The sequence below is a fragment of the Vibrio sp. 2096 genome (genome assembly GCF_033339595.1).
In the GTDB taxonomy this organism is placed as follows: domain Bacteria; phylum Pseudomonadota; class Gammaproteobacteria; order Enterobacterales; family Vibrionaceae; genus Vibrio; species Vibrio alginolyticus.
This window is the reverse complement of record NZ_JAWOUX010000004.1, coordinates 426,460-446,071: the sequence shown is the minus strand read 5'-3', so window position 1 is coordinate 446,071 and position 19,612 is coordinate 426,460. Positions and strand designations below refer to the sequence as shown.

Here is a 19,612-nt window from a genome sequence, read left to right as displayed (position 1 = left end):
GATACGGAAAGGAATCAAGACCGGTCAACCTAGATCGGTGGCGATAATAAATATAAAGGACAAGACGTAATCAATAGTCTAGGTAGTATTTGCTGCCCGGTACTTTTGCGTCGACATTGAACTGGAAGGATGTATCTATGGTAGATAGAGAGCAAAATCCACAGGGTCTGTACACTCCGGAACTGGAGCATGACGCTTGTGGTATCGGTTTTGTTGCTCACCTTAAAAACCGTAAATCTCATGAAGTAGTGACTCAAGCATTGGATATGCTGGCTCGCATGGAACACCGTGGTGGTCAAGGTTGTGACCCATGCAGCGGTGATGGTGCGGGTATCTTGCTACAAAAACCTCATGAATTCCTATTAGAAGAAGCCGTTAAGCTAGGCATTAAACTGCCTTCGTTTGAAAAGTATGGTGTTGGTGTCGTTCTTTTCCCGAAAGACGAATACAAACGCGAGCAATGCCGTGACATTCTAGAACGTAACGCACAACGTCTAGATCTTGAAGTTATCGGCTACCGCGTATTGCCAACCGATAACTCAATGATCGGTGCAGACCCACTAAGCACAGAGCCTCAGTTTGAGCATGTGTTTATCTCTGGTGGCCCGGGCATCACACCTGAAGAGCTAGAGCGCAAACTGTACGTACTTCGTAACTATACTGTACGTGTTTGCCTAGAAAGCGTTTCGAACATTGGTGACGACTTCTACATTAACTCCATGTCTTACAAGACATTGGTGTACAAAGGTCAGTTAACGACCGAGCAAGTACCTCAGTACTTCCTTGATCTACAAAACCCGACCATGGTGACTGCACTGGCACTGGTACACTCTCGTTTCTCTACCAATACCTTCCCGAAATGGCGTCTTGCACAGCCTTTCCGTTACATTGCCCACAACGGTGAAATCAATACAGTTCGCGGTAACTTGAACTGGATGAAAGCCCGTGAAGCAATCCTAGAATCAGACCTGTTTACTCAGGCTGAAATCGACATGCTTCTTCCAATCTGTCAGGAAGGCAGCTCGGATTCATCTAACTTCGATATGGCACTTGAGCTCCTAGTTCTTTCTGGTCGCAGCCTGCCACACGCATTGATGATGATGATCCCGGAAGCATGGCAAGAAAACAAAAACATGGATCCTAAACGTCGCGCGTTCTATCAGTACCACGCGAACATCATGGAACCATGGGATGGTCCTGCTTCAGTATGTTTTACTGATGGTGTTCAAGTTGGTGCGACACTAGACCGTAACGGTTTGCGCCCTTCTCGCTACACAGTGACCAAAGATAACTTCCTAGTGATGGCATCTGAATCTGGTGTTGTGGATATTGAACCAGAGAACGTAGAGTTCCGTGGTCGTCTACAACCGGGTCGTATCTTCGTTGCAGACCTAGAGCAAGGTCGCATCATCTCCGATGAAGAAGTGAAAGACACCATCGCAACGGCACAGCCTTACGAGAAATGGGTAGAAGAAAACCTACTGAGCTTGAAGAAGCTGCCAGATGCGAGCAACCAGTTCAGCCAACCTAAGCCAGAACACCTTCTACACCGCCAACAAGCGTTTGGCGTAAGCACTGAAGAAGTGAACGAAATCATCGTTCCAATGGCGAATGACGCGAAAGAGCCATTATCAGCAATGGGTGCCGACTGGCCTCTTGCGGTTCTATCTCATCAGTCTCAGCATCTTTCAAACTACTTCAAGCAGCTGTTTGCACAGGTAACTAACCCGCCGATCGACCCGATCCGTGAGCGTATGGTTATGTCGCTGAACACTTACTTGGGTAAAGACCAAAACCTTCTGACTGAAACACCACTTCACTGTCAGAAAGTAGAATTGGAATCGCCTGTTCTAGCCAACTCTGAGCTTGAGAAATTACGTGCGATCGATAACGAGCACCTACAAGCGAAGACGCTGGATATCGTATTCCAAGCTAGTGAAGATCAAGGCAAACTTGAGCGTGCATTAAAACGTATCTGCCAATACGCAGAAGACGCGGTTATCGATGGTTACTCAATCATCCTACTCACTGACCGCGCAGTTAATTCAAACCACGCTGCGATCCCAGCAATGCTGGCAGTTGGCGCAGTGCACCACCACTTGATCCGTAAAGGTCTACGTGCGAAGTGTGACATCGTGGTTGAAACCGGTGACGCGCGTGAAACGCACCACTTTGCAACACTACTTGGTTACGGTGCGAATGCGGTTAACCCATACCTAGTGATTGAAACCATCATTGAACTTCAACGTACGAAGAAGTTGGATCCAGAAGCGAACCCTCGTGATCTGTTCAACAACTACCGTAAAGCGATCAATGGCGGTCTTCTGAAGATCTTCTCGAAGATGGGTATCTCAACGCTACAGTCGTACCATGGTGCGCAAATCTTCGAAGCATTGGGTATCCACAAATCCGTGGTCGACAAATACTTCACAGGGACGGTTTCTCGTATCCAAGGTCTAACCCTTGATGATATCGCCAAAGAAGTACTTATCCGTCACCGCATCGGTTACCCACAACGCGAAATCCCAATTCAAATGCTGGATATTGGTGGTGTTTACCAATGGAAACAGCGTGGTGAGAAGCACCTATTCAACCCAGAAACCATTTCTCTACTGCAAGAGTCTACGCGCAACAAGAACTACGATCAGTTCAAGCAGTACGCGACAGCCGTAGATAAACAAGGTGACAACGCAGTAACTCTGCGTAGCCAGCTAGAATTCATTAAGAACCCAGCAGGTTCTATCTCTATCGACGAAGTCGAACCAATTGAAAGCATCGTGAAACGCTTCGCGACGGGCGCTATGTCATTCGGTTCTATTTCTTACGAAGCACACTCCACACTAGCTGTTGCGATGAACCGTCTTGGCGCGAAATCGAACTCTGGTGAAGGTGGTGAAGACCCAATGCGTTTCGAGCGCAAAGAGAACGGCGATTGGGAACGCTCTGCAATCAAGCAGGTGGCTTCAGGTCGTTTCGGCGTAACCTCTTACTACCTAACTAACGCTGAAGAGCTGCAAATCAAAATGGCTCAAGGTGCGAAGCCAGGTGAAGGTGGTCAGCTACCAGGCGATAAAGTAGATGACTGGATCGGTGCAACGCGTCACTCGACTCCGGGCGTTGGCCTTATCTCTCCACCACCACACCACGATATCTACTCAATCGAAGATTTGGCTCAGCTTATCTACGACTTGAAGAACGCGAACCGCGCAGGCCGTGTAAACGTGAAGCTGGTATCAGAAGCAGGCGTAGGTACGATCGCTTCTGGTGTAGCGAAAGCGAAAGCGGACGTTGTACTAATCGCAGGTTTCGACGGCGGTACAGGTGCATCACCAATGTCTTCAATCCGCCATACAGGTCTTCCTTGGGAACTTGGCTTGGCAGAAACGCACCAAACGCTACTGAAGAACGGTCTACGTAACCGTATCGTGGTTCAAGCGGATGGTCAGATGAAGACACCTCGCGACCTTGCAGTGGCAACACTACTTGGTGCAGAAGAATGGGGCGTAGCAACCGCAGCATTAGTGGTTGAAGGTTGTATCATGATGCGTAAGTGTCACAAGAACACTTGTCCTGTTGGTATCGCGACTCAGAACAAGACGCTTCGCGAGCGCTTTGATGGCCGCGTAGAAGACGTCGTAACCTTCTTCCAATACATGGCACAAGGTCTACGTGAAATCATGGCTGAACTTGGCTTCCGCACTATCGATGAAATGGTCGGTCAAGGTCAGAAACTGAAGATCCGCCAAGACATTTCTCACTGGAAATACAAGAACCTAGATCTGTCTCCTGTTCTCCACGTTGAGCAACCACGTGAAGCTGATGGTGTATTCAACCAAGCTCAACAGAACCACAACCTAGAAGAAGTGCTAGACCGTAAGCTGATTCAAGCAGCGATTCCTGCACTAGAGAAAGGCGAAGCGGTGAATGCCGAGTTCCCTATCGTCAACACGGACCGCTCTGCAGGTACCATGTTGTCGAACGAAATCTCGAAAGTGTACAAAGATGCAGGTCTACCTCAGCCAATGAACGTGAAGTTCAAAGGTTCTGCAGGTCAGTCATTCGGCGCATTCCTAGCTAAGGGCGTGAAGTTCGAAGTGGAAGGCGACGCGAACGACTACTGGGGTAAAGGCTTATCCGGCGGTACTTTAGTACTTTATCCAGATGCGAAATCAAGCATTGTCGCGGAAGACAACATCGTGGTTGGTAACGTGTGCTTCTACGGTGCAACTTCGGGTGAGTCTTTCATTCGTGGTATGGCTGGTGAACGTTTCTGTGTTCGTAACTCAGGCGCGAAAGTAGTAGTAGAAGGCGTCGGTGACCACGGTTGTGAATACATGACTGGCGGTGCAGCCATCATCCTTGGGTCAACAGGTCGTAACTTTGCCGCAGGTATGAGTGGTGGCGTGGCTTACGTATGGGATAAATCAGGTGACTTTGAGTCAAAACTGAACCCAGAGTTAGTAGACCTAGATCCAATCGAGCAAGAAGACAGAGATCTATTACTCGACATGCTAACTAAGCATGTTCAATTCACAGGAAGTGAAGTCGCTCAGTCTTTCCTAGACAACTTTGAAGCAAGCCTAGCCTCTATGGTTAAGGTAATGCCGCGTGACTACAAAGCGGTTCTTCAAAAACGCAAAGCTGAAGCACTGTCTCAAGGAAACGAAACTCAAGTGGAGGCCGTATAATGGGTAAGCCTACTGGATTTTTAGAGCATGGTCGTGAACTACCACAGAAGATCGACCCAGCTGAACGCATCAAGAACAACAAAGAGTTCGTTCTGAACGAGGAGTTTGGTGACAAGATCAATACTCAGGCTTCTCGTTGTATGGATTGTGGTGTGCCGTTTTGTCATAACGGCTGCCCTATCGGTAACATCATCCCAGAGTTTAACGATGCGGTTTATCGTGATAGCTGGGAAGAAGCTTGGAACATTCTAAGCTCAACCAATAACTTCCCAGAGTTCACTGGTCGTGTTTGCCCTGCTCCATGTGAAAGTGCTTGTGTTCTTGGTATCAACCAAGACCCAATCACTATCTGTAATATCGAAAAAACTATCGTAGAAACGGCGTATCGTGAAGGGTACGCCAAACCAAAAACACCACGTTCTCGCACTGGTAAAACGGTGGCGATCATTGGTTCTGGACCTGCTGGTCTTGCGGCTGCTGAGCAGCTAAACAGCGCAGGCCATACCGTGACAGTATTCGAGCGAGACGAGAAAGTGGGCGGTCTGCTACGTTTTGGTATCCCAGACTTTAAACTGAGCATGGAAGTCATTGATCGCAAGATCAATCTAATGGCAGAAGCTGGCATTGAGTTTAAAGTAAACCAACACGTCGGTGTTGATGTAAATGCTCAGCAACTGCGTCAAGAATTCGATGTGGTTCTACTGACGGGAGGCTCAACAGTTCCACGTGATTTGCCAGTTCCGGGTCGTGAGCTCAAAGGCGTTCACTTCGCAATGGAATTCCTAGGTCAAAACAACCGCCGTGCAAATAACATGGACCTGAAAACGGAAGAGATTCACGCAAAAGGTAAACATGTGGTTGTCATCGGTGGTGGTGATACCGGTTCAGACTGTGTAGGTACGTCAAACCGTCACGGCGCAGCAAGCGTAACTCAAGTGGAAATCATGCCGATTCCACCAGAGAAGCGCCCAGCCAATATGCCTTGGCCTCAATACCCAATGATCCTACGTACTTCGACCTCTCATGAAGAAGGTGTCGATCGTCACTGGAACATCCTGACCAAAGAGTTCATCGGAAATGACAAAGGTGAAGTCACAGGCCTTCGTCTTGCTGATATCGTTTGGCAAGATGCAAAACCAGGCGAGCGCCCAAGCTTCAAAGAAGTAGAAGGCAGCGAGCGTGTGATTCCATGTGATATGGCATTTCTAGCGATGGGATTCCTACACCCTGAACCAACAGGCGTACTTGCTCAACTGGATATCGCGCTAGATGATCGTGGTAACGTAGCAACTCAAGGTTTTGCTACAAACCAAGAAGGTGTATTTGCTGCTGGTGATATGCGAACAGGCCAATCTTTGGTGGTTCGTTGTATCAACGAAGGCCGTGAATGTGCCCGTGCTATCGATGATTACTTAATGGGTGGCACAAACCTAGAAGCAAAAGCAGATTCACTGATGCTTTCTGCTTAACGAAGCAGTCATGCTTCTCTCTTTCAATTGCCTAATAGCCATCAGCAATATCGATGGCTATCGGTGAAGAAAGAAAACAATTCCTTCCAATCTTTCTATTTTGACCAGCATTTTATGCTGGTCTTTTTTATCTCCCACAGAATCAAATGTTACTTTTTTGTAACAATCAATTTTCTATCTATTTGAAATTATTAAACTATTTTAGCTTATTAAATGGTAAATCGCATATTCACGTGATGATCCACTAATAACTTGACCTTTTTTACAATAAGCTATAGCTTGTGAAGTTGATGAAAATAAAACACTCAAAAAATGTTAAATATTTCACAACTTTTACTGAATAATTATACATAAAGCTATAAAGATGACGCATAGTTAGTCATCGATATCAACGTAAGCAGTGTTGATATATCTGTCGGGATGACGGATAAGCAAAGGGAGAATTGCAATGGCTCTTTATGATCCAAGTCTTGAGAAAGACAACTGTGGATTTGGCTTGATCGCGCATATGGAAGGCGAACAAAGCCACAAGCTGGTACGTACAGCAATTTCTGCACTTGACCGCATGACTCACCGTGGTGGTATCGCCGCCGATGGTAAAACTGGTGATGGTTGTGGTCTTCTGTTACAAAAGCCCGATTCCTATTTACGTCTTATTGCCGAAGAAAATGGTTTCAACCTTGGTAAGCAATACGCCGTAGGGATGATTTTCTTCAACCAAGATCCAGTCAAAGCTCAACTCGCTAAAGACATCGTCAACAAAGAACTGGCGCAAGAGACGCTAACTGTGGCTGGTTGGCGTGAAGTACCAACTAATTCAGAAGTACTCGGTCCAATTGCGGCCAACTCGCTTCCAAATATTCAGCAAGTCTTTATCTCTGCACCGGCAGGTTGGCGCGAGCGTGACATTGAACGTCGTCTCTACATCGCACGCCGTCGCATCGAGAAACAAATCACCGAAGATCCGGATTTCTACATCTGTAGCTTGTCGACTCAAGTTTTGGTGTACAAAGGCCTATGCATGCCTGCGGACTTACCGCGCTTTTATCTTGATCTTGCCGATCTACGTATGGAATCTGCTATCTGTCTGTTCCACCAGCGTTTTTCTACCAACACTCAACCGCGTTGGCCATTAGCTCAACCGTTCCGCTACCTTGCTCATAATGGTGAGATCAATACCATTGAAGGTAACCGACAATGGGCACGCGCTCGTGCTTACAAGTTCTCGTCACCACTGCTGCCTGACCTACAAACTGCAGCACCGTTTGTGAACGAGACAGGCTCAGACTCGTCTAGCCTAGATAATATGCTAGATCTCTTTTTAGCTGGCGGCATGGATATCTTCCGTGCCATGCGTATGCTTGTGCCGCCAGCATGGCAAAACCACCCTGACATGGATCCGGATTTGCGTGCGTTTTACGATTTCAACTCCAAACACATGGAACCATGGGATGGCCCAGCAGGTATCGTACTGTCCGATGGTCGTTATGCTGCTTGTAACCTAGACCGAAACGGTCTACGTCCTGCGCGTTATGTAATTACCAAAGACAAGTTGATCACTCTGGCGTCTGAGGTAGGGATTTGGAATTACGCCCCAGATGAAGTTGCCAAAAAAGGTCGTGTAGGTCCGGGGGAATTGCTCGTCATCGACACTCGTAAAGGTAAGCTTTGGCAATCTAGCGAGATCGATAATGACCTGAAATGTCGTCACCCTTATCGCGAATGGATGGAGAACAACGTTCGCAAACTAACACCGTTCTCTCAGCTGCCTGAAGATCAAGTAGGTGAGCGCAGCTTTGATGAAGACTTGCTTAAGACTTATCAAAAGCAGTTTGCTATGAGCAATGAAGAAGTCGATCAAGTATTGCGTGTCCTCGGTGATATGGGGCAAGAAGCCGTCGGTTCGATGGGTGATGACACCCCGATGGCGGTTCTTTCTTCGAAAGAGCGCTTGGTGACTGATTACTTCCGTCAGAAGTTCGCGCAGGTCACCAACCCACCAATCGATCCACTGCGTGAGAAACACGTCATGTCGCTGGCGACCAGCATCGGCCAGGAGATGAACGTCTTCTGTGAAACCGATGGCCACGCGCATCGTGTAACCTTTGATTCTCCAGTACTGCTCTATTCAGACATGCAGCAACTACTAGAGCTGAGTGACGATCATTACCGTAATACCATTCTCGATATCAACTACGATCCACAACAGAAAGATCTCAAACAAGCCATTGATGATCTGTGTGAGCAAGCAGAACAAGTGGTGCGTGAAGGCACGGTTCTAGTCGTGCTTTCAGATCGCGCTTTAGTCAAAGGCAAGCTGCCAATTCCTGCAGCAATGGCAGTCGGCGCCGTTCAAACTCGTCTGATTGACGCGAACTTACGTTGCGATGCCAACATTGTTGTCGAAACCGCAACAGCCCGTGATCCACACCAATTTGCCGTCTTACTTGGTTTTGGTGCCACTGCGGTTTACCCATACCTTGCTTATGAAGCGTTAGGTAAACTGATTGATGATAAAGCACTAGAGAAAGACTACCGCGATGTGATGCAAAACTACCAATACGGCATCAACAAAGGCCTGTACAAGATCATGTCGAAAATGGGGATCTCAACCATCGCCTCTTACCGCTGCTCACAACTGTTTGAAGCAGTTGGCTTGAGCCAAAATGTGGTCGATCTGTGTTTTAAAGGCGTCACAACTCGAATTGAAGGCGCGAATTTTGACGACTTCCAGCAAGATCTTACAAACTTATCTCGTAAAGCATGGGCGAAACGCAAATCGATTGATCATGGCGGCTTGTTAAAGTACGTCCATGGAGGTGAGTATCATGCTTACAACCCGGATGTTGTCGGCACGCTGCAACAGGCCGTTAAATCTGGCGAAAGTAACGACTATCAGAGCTTTGCTAAGCAGGTAAACCAACGCCCTGTTGCCATGCTGCGTGACTTAATGTCGCTGAAAAAATCAGACTCACCGCTGCCACTTGAGCAAATAGAACCACGCACTGAACTGTTCAAACGCTTTGACTCAGCGGCAATGTCCATTGGCGCACTTAGCCCAGAAGCGCATGAAGCACTTGCAACGGCGATGAACCGTCTTGGTGGTTACTCTAACTCGGGTGAAGGCGGTGAAGATCCTCGCCGTTTCGGTACTGAGCGTAACTCACGTATCAAACAGATTGCTTCTGGACGATTTGGTGTAACGCCGCATTACCTGACTAATGCGGATGTACTGCAAATCAAGGTGGCACAAGGTGCGAAACCGGGTGAAGGTGGACAGCTACCAGGACACAAAGTCACCGCAGAAATCGCAAAACTGCGTTATTCGGTACAAGGCGTGACTCTGATCTCCCCTCCTCCGCATCACGATATCTATTCGATTGAAGATTTGGCCCAGCTGATCTTCGACCTTAAACAAGTCAACCCGAATGCGCTGGTTTCGGTAAAACTCGTCTCCGAGCCAGGTGTCGGCACCATCGCAACGGGTGTAGCCAAGGCTTACGCTGATCTTATTACCATTTCGGGTTACGACGGTGGTACCGCAGCAAGCCCATTAACTTCGGTAAAATACGCTGGTAGCCCTTGGGAGTTGGGGTTGGCAGAGACACAACAAGCTCTGGTTGCTAATGGTCTGCGTCATAAGATCCGCCTACAGGTAGACGGTGGTCTAAAGACTGGTTTAGACGTAGTTAAAGCCGCAATTTTAGGTGCAGAAAGCTTCGGTTTTGGTACTGCGCCAATGGTCGCTATGGGTTGTAAGTTCCTACGAATTTGTCACCTCAACAACTGTGCAACTGGGGTTGCGACTCAAGACGAGACACTGCGTAAAGAATACTTCAAAGGTCTACCAGAAATGGTGATGAATTACTTCATCGGCCTGGCAGACGAAGTGCGCGGATTACTCGCCGAACTTGGCGTTGAAAAGCTGACGGACTTGATTGGTCGTACCGATTTACTTGAGGCAGTAGAGGGATTTACAGCGAAACAGACCAAGCTGGATCTATCCAATATTCTAGAAGCTCCAGTATCACCTGAGGGCCATCCGCTATTTTGGACAGAGCCAAACAAACCGTTTGATAAAGCTGAGCTCAACCAAAAGATCGTTGATGATGCCATGCATGCGGTCGAAAACAGTCAATCGGCAAGTTTCTTCTACAATGTCATCAACACTGATCGTTCTGTTGGTGCACGCTTATCTGGCGAAATAGCAAAACGCTATGGCAACCAAGGGTTGGCGGCTTCCCCTATCAAAATCTATCTTGACGGCACCGCAGGCCAGTCCTTTGGTGTTTGGAACGCAGGTGGTGTAGAGCTTTACCTCACGGGCGATGCGAACGACTACGTGGGCAAAGGCATGGCGGGTGGTAAAGTGGTTATCAAACCTCACCTTGGCACTGCATTTAAGTGTAATGAAGCAACCATCATTGGTAACACCTGTCTGTACGGCGCGACCGGCGGTAAACTATTTGCAGCCGGTAAAGCAGGTGAGCGTTTCGGCGTACGAAACTCAGGTACGATAGCCGTCATTGAAGGTGCTGGCGATAACGCTTGTGAGTACATGACTGGCGGTATTGTTGCCATTCTTGGTGCGACAGGTGTGAACTTTGGCGCGGGTATGACTGGAGGCTTTGCCTATGTTCTGGATGAGAACCAAAGCTTTGAAGGTCGAGTTAATACTGAGTCTGTCGAAGCCATCTCATTGTCCGATCTTTACATCCACCAAGAACATTTGCGTGGCCTAATTGCGGAACACCTTGAAGAAACAGGGTCGAGTCATGCTGAAAATATTTTGGCGAACTTTGATGAATGGATTCCAAAGTTCTATTTGGTGAAACCACAAGCGGCAGATCTTCGCACGCTACTTGGTCACCAGAGCCGCAGTGCCGCAGAGCTGCGTGTTCAAGCACAGTAATCATGGAGGATGTTTGAATCATGAGCCAGAACGTTTATCAATTTATCGATGTGCAGCGTGTAGATCCTGCGAAAAAGCCTATCAAAGTTCGTAAGATCGAGTTCGTTGAAATCTATGAACCGTTCACTAAACAACAGGCGACTGCACAAGCGGATCGCTGCTTAGATTGTGGCAACCCATATTGTGAATGGAAATGCCCAGTCCACAACTACATCCCTCAATGGTTAAAACTTGCCAATGAAGGTCGTATTCTTGAAGCGGTTGAACTATCGCATCAAACCAATAGCCTACCGGAAGTATGTGGGCGCGTTTGTCCTCAAGACCGCCTATGTGAAGGTTCATGCACGCTTAATGATGACTTTGGTGCCGTCACCATCGGTAACATAGAAAAGTACATTACCGACAAAGCGTTTGAAATGGGCTGGAAGCCAGATATGTCCAAGGTGGAGTGGACCGATAAAAAGGTTGCAATCATTGGAGCTGGCCCAGCTGGCTTGGCTGCCGCGGATATCCTAGTGCGCAATGGCGTTAAGCCAGTCGTGTTTGACCGCTACCCTGAAATTGGAGGCCTTCTGACCTTCGGTATTCCTTCCTTCAAGCTTGAAAAAGGCGTGATGGAAAACCGCCGCCGTGTGTTCACTGAAATGGGCGTCGAGTTCCGCATGAACATGGAAGTAGGCAAAGATGTCCAAATGCAAGAGCTGCTTGATGAATACGATGCTGTTTTCTTGGGCGTTGGCACCTATAAATACATGCGTGCAGGTCTAGATAATGAAGATGCGCCGGGTGTGTATGACGCGCTGCCATTTTTAGTTTCGAACACCTACAAAGTCATGGATCTTGAGAGTAACCAACCCTTTATCGATATGGCAGGAAAGAAAGTCGTCGTACTGGGTGGTGGTGATACAGCAATGGACTGCGTTCGTACCTCAATTCGCCAAGGTGCCTCCAACGTAGTTTGTGCTTATCGTCGTGATGAGGCCAACATGCCAGGCTCTCGTCGCGAGGTAAAAAACGCAAAGGAAGAAGGCGTGAAGTTCATGTTCAACCTTCAGCCTTTGGGAGTGGAAGTGGATGCGTCAGGCAAAGTCTCGGGGGTCAAAGTGGTGAAAACCGCACTTGGTGAACCTGATGAAGCAGGTCGCCGACGTCCAGAGCCCGTTGAAGGCAGCGAGCACGTTCTACCAGCAGACGTTGTTATCATGGCGTTTGGTTTCCAGCCGCACAAAATGGACTGGTTAGCACCGTTTGATGTCGATTTGGATCAATGGGGTCGTATCAAAGCCCCAGCGAAGCAAGAGTTCCAGTTCCAGACCAGCAATGAAAAGATCTTCGCCGGTGGTGATGCGGTACGAGGTTCTGATCTTGTCGTAACCGCAATTGATGAAGGACGAAAAGCGGCAGAAGGCATTCTCGATTACCTCGAAGTTTAATCTCAGTTAACCTCACAAAAAGGGTCCTATTATTGGATCCTTTTTCTTTTGTATCCATATAATTAGAAGCAAATTATAAGAGTAAATACAATGAAAAAAGCCGCTCTCCTTTCCATTACTTTGCTCGGCTTAACCGCTTGTAGCCAAGGAGTCACAACCATGACGGATCGTTCTCAATCACCTTGTGGTGACAAACCAAACTGCGTCTCCACCCAAGACTCGCGAGAAAAATACAACCTAACGCCATTCATCTTAGTTGATTCAGTGAACATCGACGCTATTGAGCAAGTTGCGCTTGAACTGCCAGGCGCGAAAACCGCGGTGAAAGAAAGCAACTACCTTCGTATCGAGTGCACATCTAAAATCATGCGCTTCGTGGATGACCTCGAACTAAAAATAGCAGGAGACCAACTGATTGTGCGCTCGGAATCTCGTGTGGGCTACTCTGACTTTGGCGTAAACAGAAAGCGCGCCGATCAATTACGAGAAAAGCTCACTCAAGCTAAGCTCATCAAATAGAAAACTGCCAACGGGGAGTGCTATACTCTCGGCCAACTAAAATATTTACCTAAAGAGAGTGTTATGAAAGTTGGTATCATCGGTGCGATGGAACAAGAAGTGACCATCCTGAAGCAAGCAATTACAAACTGCAAAACTGTAAATAAAGCAGGTTGTACGTTTTTCTCTGGTCAAATTAACGATGTTGAAGTCGTCGTACTACAATCGGGCATCGGTAAAGTTGCAGCGGCAGTGGGCACGACAATCCTTCTTGATGAATACCAACCAGACGTTGTGATTAACACAGGGTCTGCTGGCGGTTTCGATTCAAGCTTAAACCTTGGCGATGTAGTTATCTCTACAGAAGTTCGTCATCACGATGCAGACGTAACCGCTTTTGGTTATGAAATTGGCCAAATGGCCGGTCAACCAGCTGCATTCAAAGCGGATGACAAGCTAATGGACTTAGCAGAAAAAGCCCTAGCACAAATGGAAAACACTCATGCGGTTCGCGGCCTAATTTGTACTGGCGATGCGTTTGTTTGTACTGCTGAGCGTCAAGAGTTTATTCGTAAACACTTCCCGTCAGTTATCGCTGTAGAAATGGAAGCATCTGCTATCGCTCAAACTTGTCACCAATTCAACACACCGTTTGTTGTTGTGCGTGCAATCTCTGATGTCGCTGATAAAGAATCACCAATGAGCTTTGATGAGTTCCTGCCTCTAGCAGCAAAAAGCTCTTCCGAAATGGTATTCAAAATGCTGGAACTCATTAAGTAAACGACTCATTCATGGAAGAAGTTTTTCAGTCATTTTATGCCAACGGTGCGCTCCTCATTATGTGGGGTGCACTGATCTTGCACCTTTTAGTGCCACTCCCCCATTCAGCGCACCCCATCACTTTATGGCGAAAGCTAGCAGAACAGCTAGCCAACAAAGTGAACAATAATCACAATTACTCACAGAGTGTAATCTCAGGCAGTCTTGCATTAGGCTTGATGCTGTTTCCTTGCTTGATATTACTGATTGCAATAAAGCCATTTGTTTGGCAAATCCCTTTATATGAACTGGTTCTATTGATCATTGCGCTAGACTGGCGTAACAGCGAAACGTTAACGAAACAGCTCGTAACTAGTATGTCTTCGGAAGACAAAGCTCAGTGTCGAGCATTACTAAGACCATATCTTAATCGCGATACTGGTAGCCTCTCGATCGTTGGCATAGGTAAAGCTGGCTCAGAAACCCTGATTATGGGATACAGCCGCAACGTGATCGGCGTGCTATTTTGGTACGCACTAACAGGTGGTATTGGTGCGTTAATGTATCGACTCACAACAGAATTAGCGCGAGTGTGGTCCCCTAGCCGACGCCAATATTTGCCCTTTGGTAAACCTGTGATTCAACTGGTTGCTACTCTGGATATTATTCCACTTCGTCTCTTTGCCATACTTTTAGCTGCCGGAAAGAATACAAGTAATGTGCTCTCTGGAATACAACAGCAAGCGAAGTCTTGGCCCTTACCAGGACCTAGCTGGGTGTTATGTACTATCGGACACAAACTACAACTGTCTTTATGCGGCCCTGCTATCTATCAAGGTGTGCGTGCAGAGCGCGCAAAAATCGGTGGGCGCATTGCGCCATCGGCTATTCACCTTTCACAAATACATACGCTGCTCGTTTGGCGCGTCCTGGCTTGGATCGCAATCCAAAGTTTGCTTTTAGGAATAATTTATCAAGGATTATGATGAATAAATTATGCTTCGCATTAACGCTGTTTGTTTCGACAGCGACCTTCGCTCAACCCGCTCAACGCATTATAAGTTTAGCTCCACATGCCACCGAAATTGCCTTTGCAGCAGGGCTAGGAGAGCAGCTTGTTGCTGTCAGCGAAATGAGCGATTATCCAGAACAGGCAAAGCAGCTAGAAAGAGTCTCAAATTATCAAGGAATTAAATTAGAGCGTATTATTGCTCTTCAGCCGGACTTAGTGATTGCTTGGCCAGCCGGAAACCCCGCTAAAGAGTTGGAGAAAATTAAACAGTTCGGTATTCCTATCTATTACTCCACTACAGGTTCATTAGAAGATATCGCCAACAATATTGAGCAACTCAGCCAATACAGCGAAACTCCACAAGTAGGAAAAAAGGCCGCTGAAGATTTTAGAACGCAGCTGAGTACACTAAAAGAACAGTACAACACGAACGAGAAAGTTAGTTACTTTTATCAGTTGAGTGAAAAGCCTATCATCACTGTCGCCGGAAAGAACTGGCCAAGTGAAGTCTTTACTTTTTGCGGTGGTGAGAACATTTTCGCCGCATCTAGCGCGCCTTATCCTCAAGTTAGCATCGAGCAAGTCATTACTCGCCAGCCAGAGGTTATTTTTACTTCTCGTCACGCAATGAGTAACGATAGTATGTGGGCTGAGTGGAGTAATGAGCTTCTTGCTCTTAAAAACAAACACATCTGGTCCCTAAACTCTGATTGGATTAACCGTCCCACACCACGCACATTGAACGCGATCAAGGAAGTGTGTGAGCACTTTAAAAGCGTTCGTCAAAAACGCTAACGATTTCGTGGCAAATACCGTACAATTTCCGCCCATTTTTTCTCACACTATTTAAAGGTACTAAGTAACATGGACTCCATGCTGCTTTATATGATCGATTTGTTCGGTACCGCTGTTTTCGCTATCTCTGGCGTATTACTGGCGGGCCGTTTAAAAATGGATCCATTCGGCGTTATCGTGCTCGGCAGTGTGACTGCTATAGGTGGCGGAACAATCCGAGACATGGCGCTTGGTGCCACTCCCGTATTTTGGATAACAGATACGACTTACTTATGGGTGATATTTGTTACGTGTCTACTAACCATGCTTGTTATTCGAAGACCCAAGCGACTCTCATGGTGGGTATTACCCGTTTGTGATGCCATCGGTCTCGCTGTATTTGTGGGAATAGGAGTAGAAAAGGCACTCGCCTACAATGCATCCGGGATGGTCGCGGTGATAATGGGGGTTATTACTGGCTGTGGCGGTGGCATTATACGAGACGTGCTGGCTCGCGAAGTTCCTATGGTATTAAGAAGTGAAGTCTATGCTACGGCATGTATTATTGGCGGCATCTTCCATACGATGGCGGTAAACATGGGTTATGACCACTCAACGGCTTTACTCGCTGGTGTAATCTCAACGCTCATTATACGCCTCGGTGCGATTCGTTGGCATCTATCCCTGCCAACTTTCGCCATTAACCGTTAAACACCAACAACATCACTCATTATGGAGTCGACCAAGTGTCGGCTCCTCTCATTTATGCTCATTTGATTCGCCAATTCTTGGGCAATTCGCTAAATTATCTCAACCATTCCTAACTTTCATTAATCATTATGTTGCTTGAAGGTATTGAAACGTTACTTGTCCTCAGTAAAGAAAAAACCATGAGCCGCACAGGCAGTCAACTCTATATTAGTCAATCTGCCGTGAGTAAACGTATTTCAAATCTAGAGAAGAAGTTAGGAAAAAAATTGATAGAGCCAAATGGTCGGCACATAAAGCTGACCTCCGATGGCCTTGCCCTCATAAACACAATAGAACCAACGTTCAATGAGTTAAGAGGTCAGATCTATGATCAACAACAAATAGAAGATACTTCTTTAATCAAAATGGACTGCTCTGAAACCTTAGTGGCGGGATACCTCAGCATGATCATGGCAGAACACTTTGCCCATGATCAGTACATACGAATATCGACCAATCATACGCCACGCATTATTGAGAATGTGAAATCAGGCAAAGCAACATTGGGATTTTGCGCTGGCTATCTACCACCTCATCATGGATTAATGAGCCTTCACCTCGCCGATGAACCTTTCTCAATTGTCAGTCGACATTCACTTTCACAACTACCTAAAGCTATTTTGACCAATGACCTAACTAACCCTGCCAACACATATCAACAAGCTATTTTATCCAAACACGGAATCGAACCTTTGATGGAAATGGATTCGTATACTGCGGCAGCACAACTGGCTTTGGGAGGTATGGCTCCCGCTTTAATCCCTAAATCTATCCTAACGACACTTAATATCACATCTAAGTTCTGCTATGACTTTGAAGAGCTAGATCAGTTAGTTCGACCAATACATATCTGCTTACGTCACAGCACATATCGTAGCGAACGAGTTAAAGCACTGACAGAATCCATTGCTGATGTTGTTGCCAAAGAAGTTTCGTTGCCATAAGCATCGACATCACTATAACTAGAGGACGAATCCATTTTTGCCCTTTACTTACCACGACCTTCGCCCCTAACTGAGCACCAAGAAAACCGCCAACAGCCATAGTTAAGCCAAGCTTCCACACTGGCAACCCAGCTAAGATAAAAAAGAGTAGTGCCGCAATGTTTGACGTGAAATTGAGGATTTTGGTTCTAGCTGTGGCTTCGACCAAAGAAAAGTGACCTAGTGCAACAAAACAAACAGTAAAAATAGATCCAGTCCCAGGGCCAAAAAAGCCATCATAGAAGCCAATCCCGCCACCAATGCATAGCGCAAACATCGCTTCAGATAACTTTGGTTCTCCATCGATTTTTCTCGTACTTGGCGCGAGTAAAAAATAGAGGGAAATGGCTATCAAAAGAACAGGGATCAAACTGGTGAGTACGCTAGCATCAATAAACTGCACAGCCTCGGCACCGATCGCTGCACCAATAAAAGTACAGAGTATCGCGAAACGCATTTCCTTTAGGCTGACAATACCGTTACGCACGAAATACCAGCTAGCAGAGAAACTGCCAAACGAACTTTGTAACTTATTGGTTGCTAGAGCTTGAGTCGGACTCAACCCCGCAGCCAAAAGCGCAGGGAGCGTAATGAGCCCTCCCCCACCAGCCATCGCATCAATAAAGCCTGCGGCAGTCGCAACCAAAAATAAGGCCAACAAAATCTCAACCGTGATTTCCACTACACTTCCTTTTTGAAGAGGTATCAAAGAGGAAGAAACGGTAGCACTTATTCACAAAACTACCAATGGAAAGTCAAGACACCAATCTATTCCTAATTTTCATAGAATTAATGCTTAAACTTGACTCCAAACTTTTATATAAAATTTAGTTGTCAGAAAGAATTGAATCACTGTCACAAATCTATTCCTGATAATGAGATCAAACGCTTACCTTTAAATATAAAACTAGACGAATATGAAAGATCTGTTCAGCATGTAGAGTTTACATTGTCAGCTCTCAAGGCCCGATATCTGAGGAAAATACATGACTAGCAACTACCCTTTATCTCGACATCAATCCTCAAAAAATAGTGGTAGTATAAGCACCTACCCACTTTATAAATCAAATCATCAACATCGAAATCAAGAAACCATTATCTTATCTATCGAGAGCTTCGATATCGTTGTCAAGAACAATGTAAAAGATAAAGCGAAATTAGAACGTTGGGAAAAGATAAAGGGAATGTTTGAAAATACAGCAAACTATTATGCTACAGGACAGGACTTAGTTTTTATAACCAACTTATCAAACTATTTGTACGGAAATAATAGCTCTGTTATCGTTAAAAATTATTCTGGATCTCCACATATCATACTCACAGGCTCCCCTGCTATGCACTCAAAGCTTTCTGGATTAGGAAAATTTCTTCCCACTCCAACTGTGGCAAAGTTCGCTGTTGGACCAGAAGGGGCATTACAATCCATTAGAAGTGGGGGCATAATAACAATTATCTTAATATCCACATACAGAGTGATTGACTTTTTCCTCAATGACCGTCAAACCTTAGCCAAACTATTTGGTACTTTAGCTAGTGATATAATCACTATCGGGTTATCGTCAGCTGCAGCAGCTATATTTGTAAACTTTGCCGCAGCAGTGGGTGGCAGTGTTGTAACTTTAAGTGCTGGCCCATTATTAGGGGCTATTTTGATAAGCTCGGCTGTAGGTCTTTTATTGAATAGAGAAAATGATAAACGAGGTTTAACACAGAAGTTAATAGCCTCTATAGATATTTACTTAAAGCAAAGAGATATAGAAGCAAAGAGAAGAGCAAAAGAAGAATATAATGAGATTCAACGTAAAACTCAAAGTATGATTTTCTCGCAAGAAATACAGCGAGGTTTGTTACGATGAAAAAAGGGAGTTACGACCGAACGCAAGTGTTTTTTTATTTAATAATTTTATTAGCATCAGCAATATCACTGTTAATATATGGTTTTGATGGATTGTCAGACTTTTATCTTAACATCTATAATAATGAAAGTTATTCATCTTTTGATCAGGCTGATATTTTGATTATAGGCTCTAGTTTGATCTTATTTGAATGCTCTAGAATGTCCGTAAAAACATTAAAATCAAATAATTTCCTAACTAAAAGTGAGTTTAAAAGCTCTAGTAAGATATTCCTAACTATATCGGTAACTAGTTTTTTTCTTCTTTATCCCTCGCTACTAGCAGCAGATGTTTTTGCAAAAAGTAACGGATACTCTCTTGATACTGAAGAATCAACTTATAACTTAGTCTTAGAAAAAAGAACCTATCGAAGCACTCCATAGTTAGTATGTTTTTAAGCTCGACAGTGCTTATTTTAACTTTTTCTAATTACCTATCT

13 protein-coding genes are annotated in these 19,612 nt (G+C 45.8%); 12 read left to right on the top strand and 1 reads right to left on the bottom strand.

The genetic code is table 11. The features are described from left to right. Positions 1-137: 137 nt before the first annotated feature. The 10 genes from gltB (R7Q41_RS10810) to R7Q41_RS10765 all read left to right on the top strand — a co-directional run bounded on the left by gltB (R7Q41_RS10810) (position 138) and on the right by R7Q41_RS10765 (position 17,239). Positions 138-4,688 carry a glutamate synthase large subunit gene (gltB, locus tag R7Q41_RS10810; RefSeq protein ID WP_318144491.1) on the top strand — a complete coding sequence of 1,517 codons (4,551 nt, stop codon included), beginning with the start codon at positions 138-140 and terminating at the stop codon, positions 4,686-4,688. Then, entirely contained in the window at positions 4,688-6,157 is a 1,470-nt protein-coding gene (locus tag R7Q41_RS10805; RefSeq protein ID WP_064376566.1) for a glutamate synthase subunit beta, read from the top strand. Before gltB (R7Q41_RS10810) ends, R7Q41_RS10805 begins: the two co-directional genes overlap by 1 nt. 448 nt (positions 6,158-6,605) lie before the next feature. After that, the gene (gene gltB / locus R7Q41_RS10800) at positions 6,606-11,069 is read left to right on the top strand and encodes a glutamate synthase large subunit (RefSeq protein ID WP_258494433.1); all 4,464 of its coding nucleotides are present in this window, start codon (positions 6,606-6,608) and stop codon (positions 11,067-11,069) included. Between the two features lie 20 nt (positions 11,070-11,089). Next, positions 11,090-12,502, top strand: a complete 1,413-nt coding sequence (locus R7Q41_RS10795) for an FAD-dependent oxidoreductase (RefSeq protein ID WP_005381833.1) — start codon at positions 11,090-11,092, stop codon at positions 12,500-12,502. 90 nt (positions 12,503-12,592) lie between these two features. Then, positions 12,593-13,021: a DUF1499 domain-containing protein gene (locus R7Q41_RS10790; RefSeq protein WP_065274183.1), complete on the top strand. Its 429-nt coding sequence runs from the start codon at positions 12,593-12,595 to the stop codon at positions 13,019-13,021. 63 nt (positions 13,022-13,084) lie between these two features. After that, on the top strand, positions 13,085-13,780 hold the full coding sequence (mtnN, locus tag R7Q41_RS10785) for a 5'-methylthioadenosine/S-adenosylhomocysteine nucleosidase (RefSeq protein ID WP_005381837.1): 696 nt from the start codon (positions 13,085-13,087) through the stop codon (positions 13,778-13,780). 11 nt (positions 13,781-13,791) lie between these two features. Further along, on the top strand, positions 13,792-14,745 hold the full coding sequence (locus tag R7Q41_RS10780; protein WP_065274182.1) for a cobalamin biosynthesis family protein: 954 nt from the start codon (positions 13,792-13,794) through the stop codon (positions 14,743-14,745). Next, on the top strand, positions 14,745-15,566 hold the full coding sequence (btuF, locus tag R7Q41_RS10775; protein ID WP_065274181.1) for a vitamin B12 ABC transporter substrate-binding protein BtuF: 822 nt from the start codon (positions 14,745-14,747) through the stop codon (positions 15,564-15,566). Before R7Q41_RS10780 ends, btuF begins: the two co-directional genes overlap by 1 nt. A gap of 69 nt (positions 15,567-15,635) precedes the next feature. After that, on the top strand, positions 15,636-16,256 hold the full coding sequence (locus tag R7Q41_RS10770) for a TRIC cation channel family protein (RefSeq protein ID WP_005387377.1): 621 nt from the start codon (positions 15,636-15,638) through the stop codon (positions 16,254-16,256). Between the two features lie 128 nt (positions 16,257-16,384). Continuing rightward, a complete protein-coding gene (locus tag R7Q41_RS10765; RefSeq protein ID WP_213869785.1) occupies positions 16,385-17,239 on the top strand; it encodes a LysR family transcriptional regulator in 855 nt (284 codons plus the stop codon). On the opposite strand, the gene R7Q41_RS10760 is transcribed toward R7Q41_RS10765, so the two are convergent. Further along, positions 17,181-17,960: a TSUP family transporter gene (locus R7Q41_RS10760; protein ID WP_017821480.1), complete on the bottom strand. Its 780-nt coding sequence runs from the start codon at positions 17,958-17,960 to the stop codon at positions 17,181-17,183. The genes R7Q41_RS10765 and R7Q41_RS10760 overlap by 59 nt on opposite strands. 304 nt (positions 17,961-18,264) lie before the next feature. Here R7Q41_RS10760 and R7Q41_RS10755 point away from each other — a divergent pair, with 304 nt between their 5' ends. Both R7Q41_RS10755 and R7Q41_RS10750 read left to right on the top strand, forming a co-directional pair. After that, on the top strand, positions 18,265-19,134 hold the full coding sequence (locus R7Q41_RS10755) for a hypothetical protein (protein WP_065274179.1): 870 nt from the start codon (positions 18,265-18,267) through the stop codon (positions 19,132-19,134). Continuing rightward, complete coding sequence (locus R7Q41_RS10750; protein WP_017633621.1) at positions 19,131-19,556, top strand: hypothetical protein; 426 nt, start codon at positions 19,131-19,133, stop codon at positions 19,554-19,556. The genes R7Q41_RS10755 and R7Q41_RS10750 overlap by 4 nt, the downstream gene beginning before the upstream one ends. Positions 19,557-19,612: the final 56 nt, after the last annotated feature.

Bases quoted from the DNA above. Each gene is read 5' to 3' on its own strand.
- R7Q41_RS10770 (WP_005387377.1), top strand. From the start codon at position 15,636: ATGGACTCCATGCTGCTTTATATGATCGATTTGTTCGGTACCGCTGTT.
- gltB (WP_318144491.1), top strand. From the start codon at position 138: ATGGTAGATAGAGAGCAAAATCCACAGGGTCTGTACACTCCGGAACTG.
- R7Q41_RS10795 (WP_005381833.1), top strand. From the start codon at position 11,090: ATGAGCCAGAACGTTTATCAATTTATCGATGTGCAGCGTGTAGATCCT.
- btuF (WP_065274181.1), top strand. From the start codon at position 14,745: ATGAATAAATTATGCTTCGCATTAACGCTGTTTGTTTCGACAGCGACC.
- R7Q41_RS10765 (WP_213869785.1), top strand. From the start codon at position 16,385: ATGTTGCTTGAAGGTATTGAAACGTTACTTGTCCTCAGTAAAGAAAAA.
- R7Q41_RS10780 (WP_065274182.1), top strand. From the start codon at position 13,792: ATGGAAGAAGTTTTTCAGTCATTTTATGCCAACGGTGCGCTCCTCATT.
- R7Q41_RS10790 (WP_065274183.1), top strand. From the start codon at position 12,593: ATGAAAAAAGCCGCTCTCCTTTCCATTACTTTGCTCGGCTTAACCGCT.
- R7Q41_RS10750 (WP_017633621.1), top strand. From the start codon at position 19,131: ATGAAAAAAGGGAGTTACGACCGAACGCAAGTGTTTTTTTATTTAATA.
- R7Q41_RS10755 (WP_065274179.1), top strand. From the start codon at position 18,265: ATGACTAGCAACTACCCTTTATCTCGACATCAATCCTCAAAAAATAGT.
- gltB (WP_258494433.1), top strand. From the start codon at position 6,606: ATGGCTCTTTATGATCCAAGTCTTGAGAAAGACAACTGTGGATTTGGC.
- R7Q41_RS10805 (WP_064376566.1), top strand. From the start codon at position 4,688: ATGGGTAAGCCTACTGGATTTTTAGAGCATGGTCGTGAACTACCACAG.
- mtnN (WP_005381837.1), top strand. From the start codon at position 13,085: ATGAAAGTTGGTATCATCGGTGCGATGGAACAAGAAGTGACCATCCTG.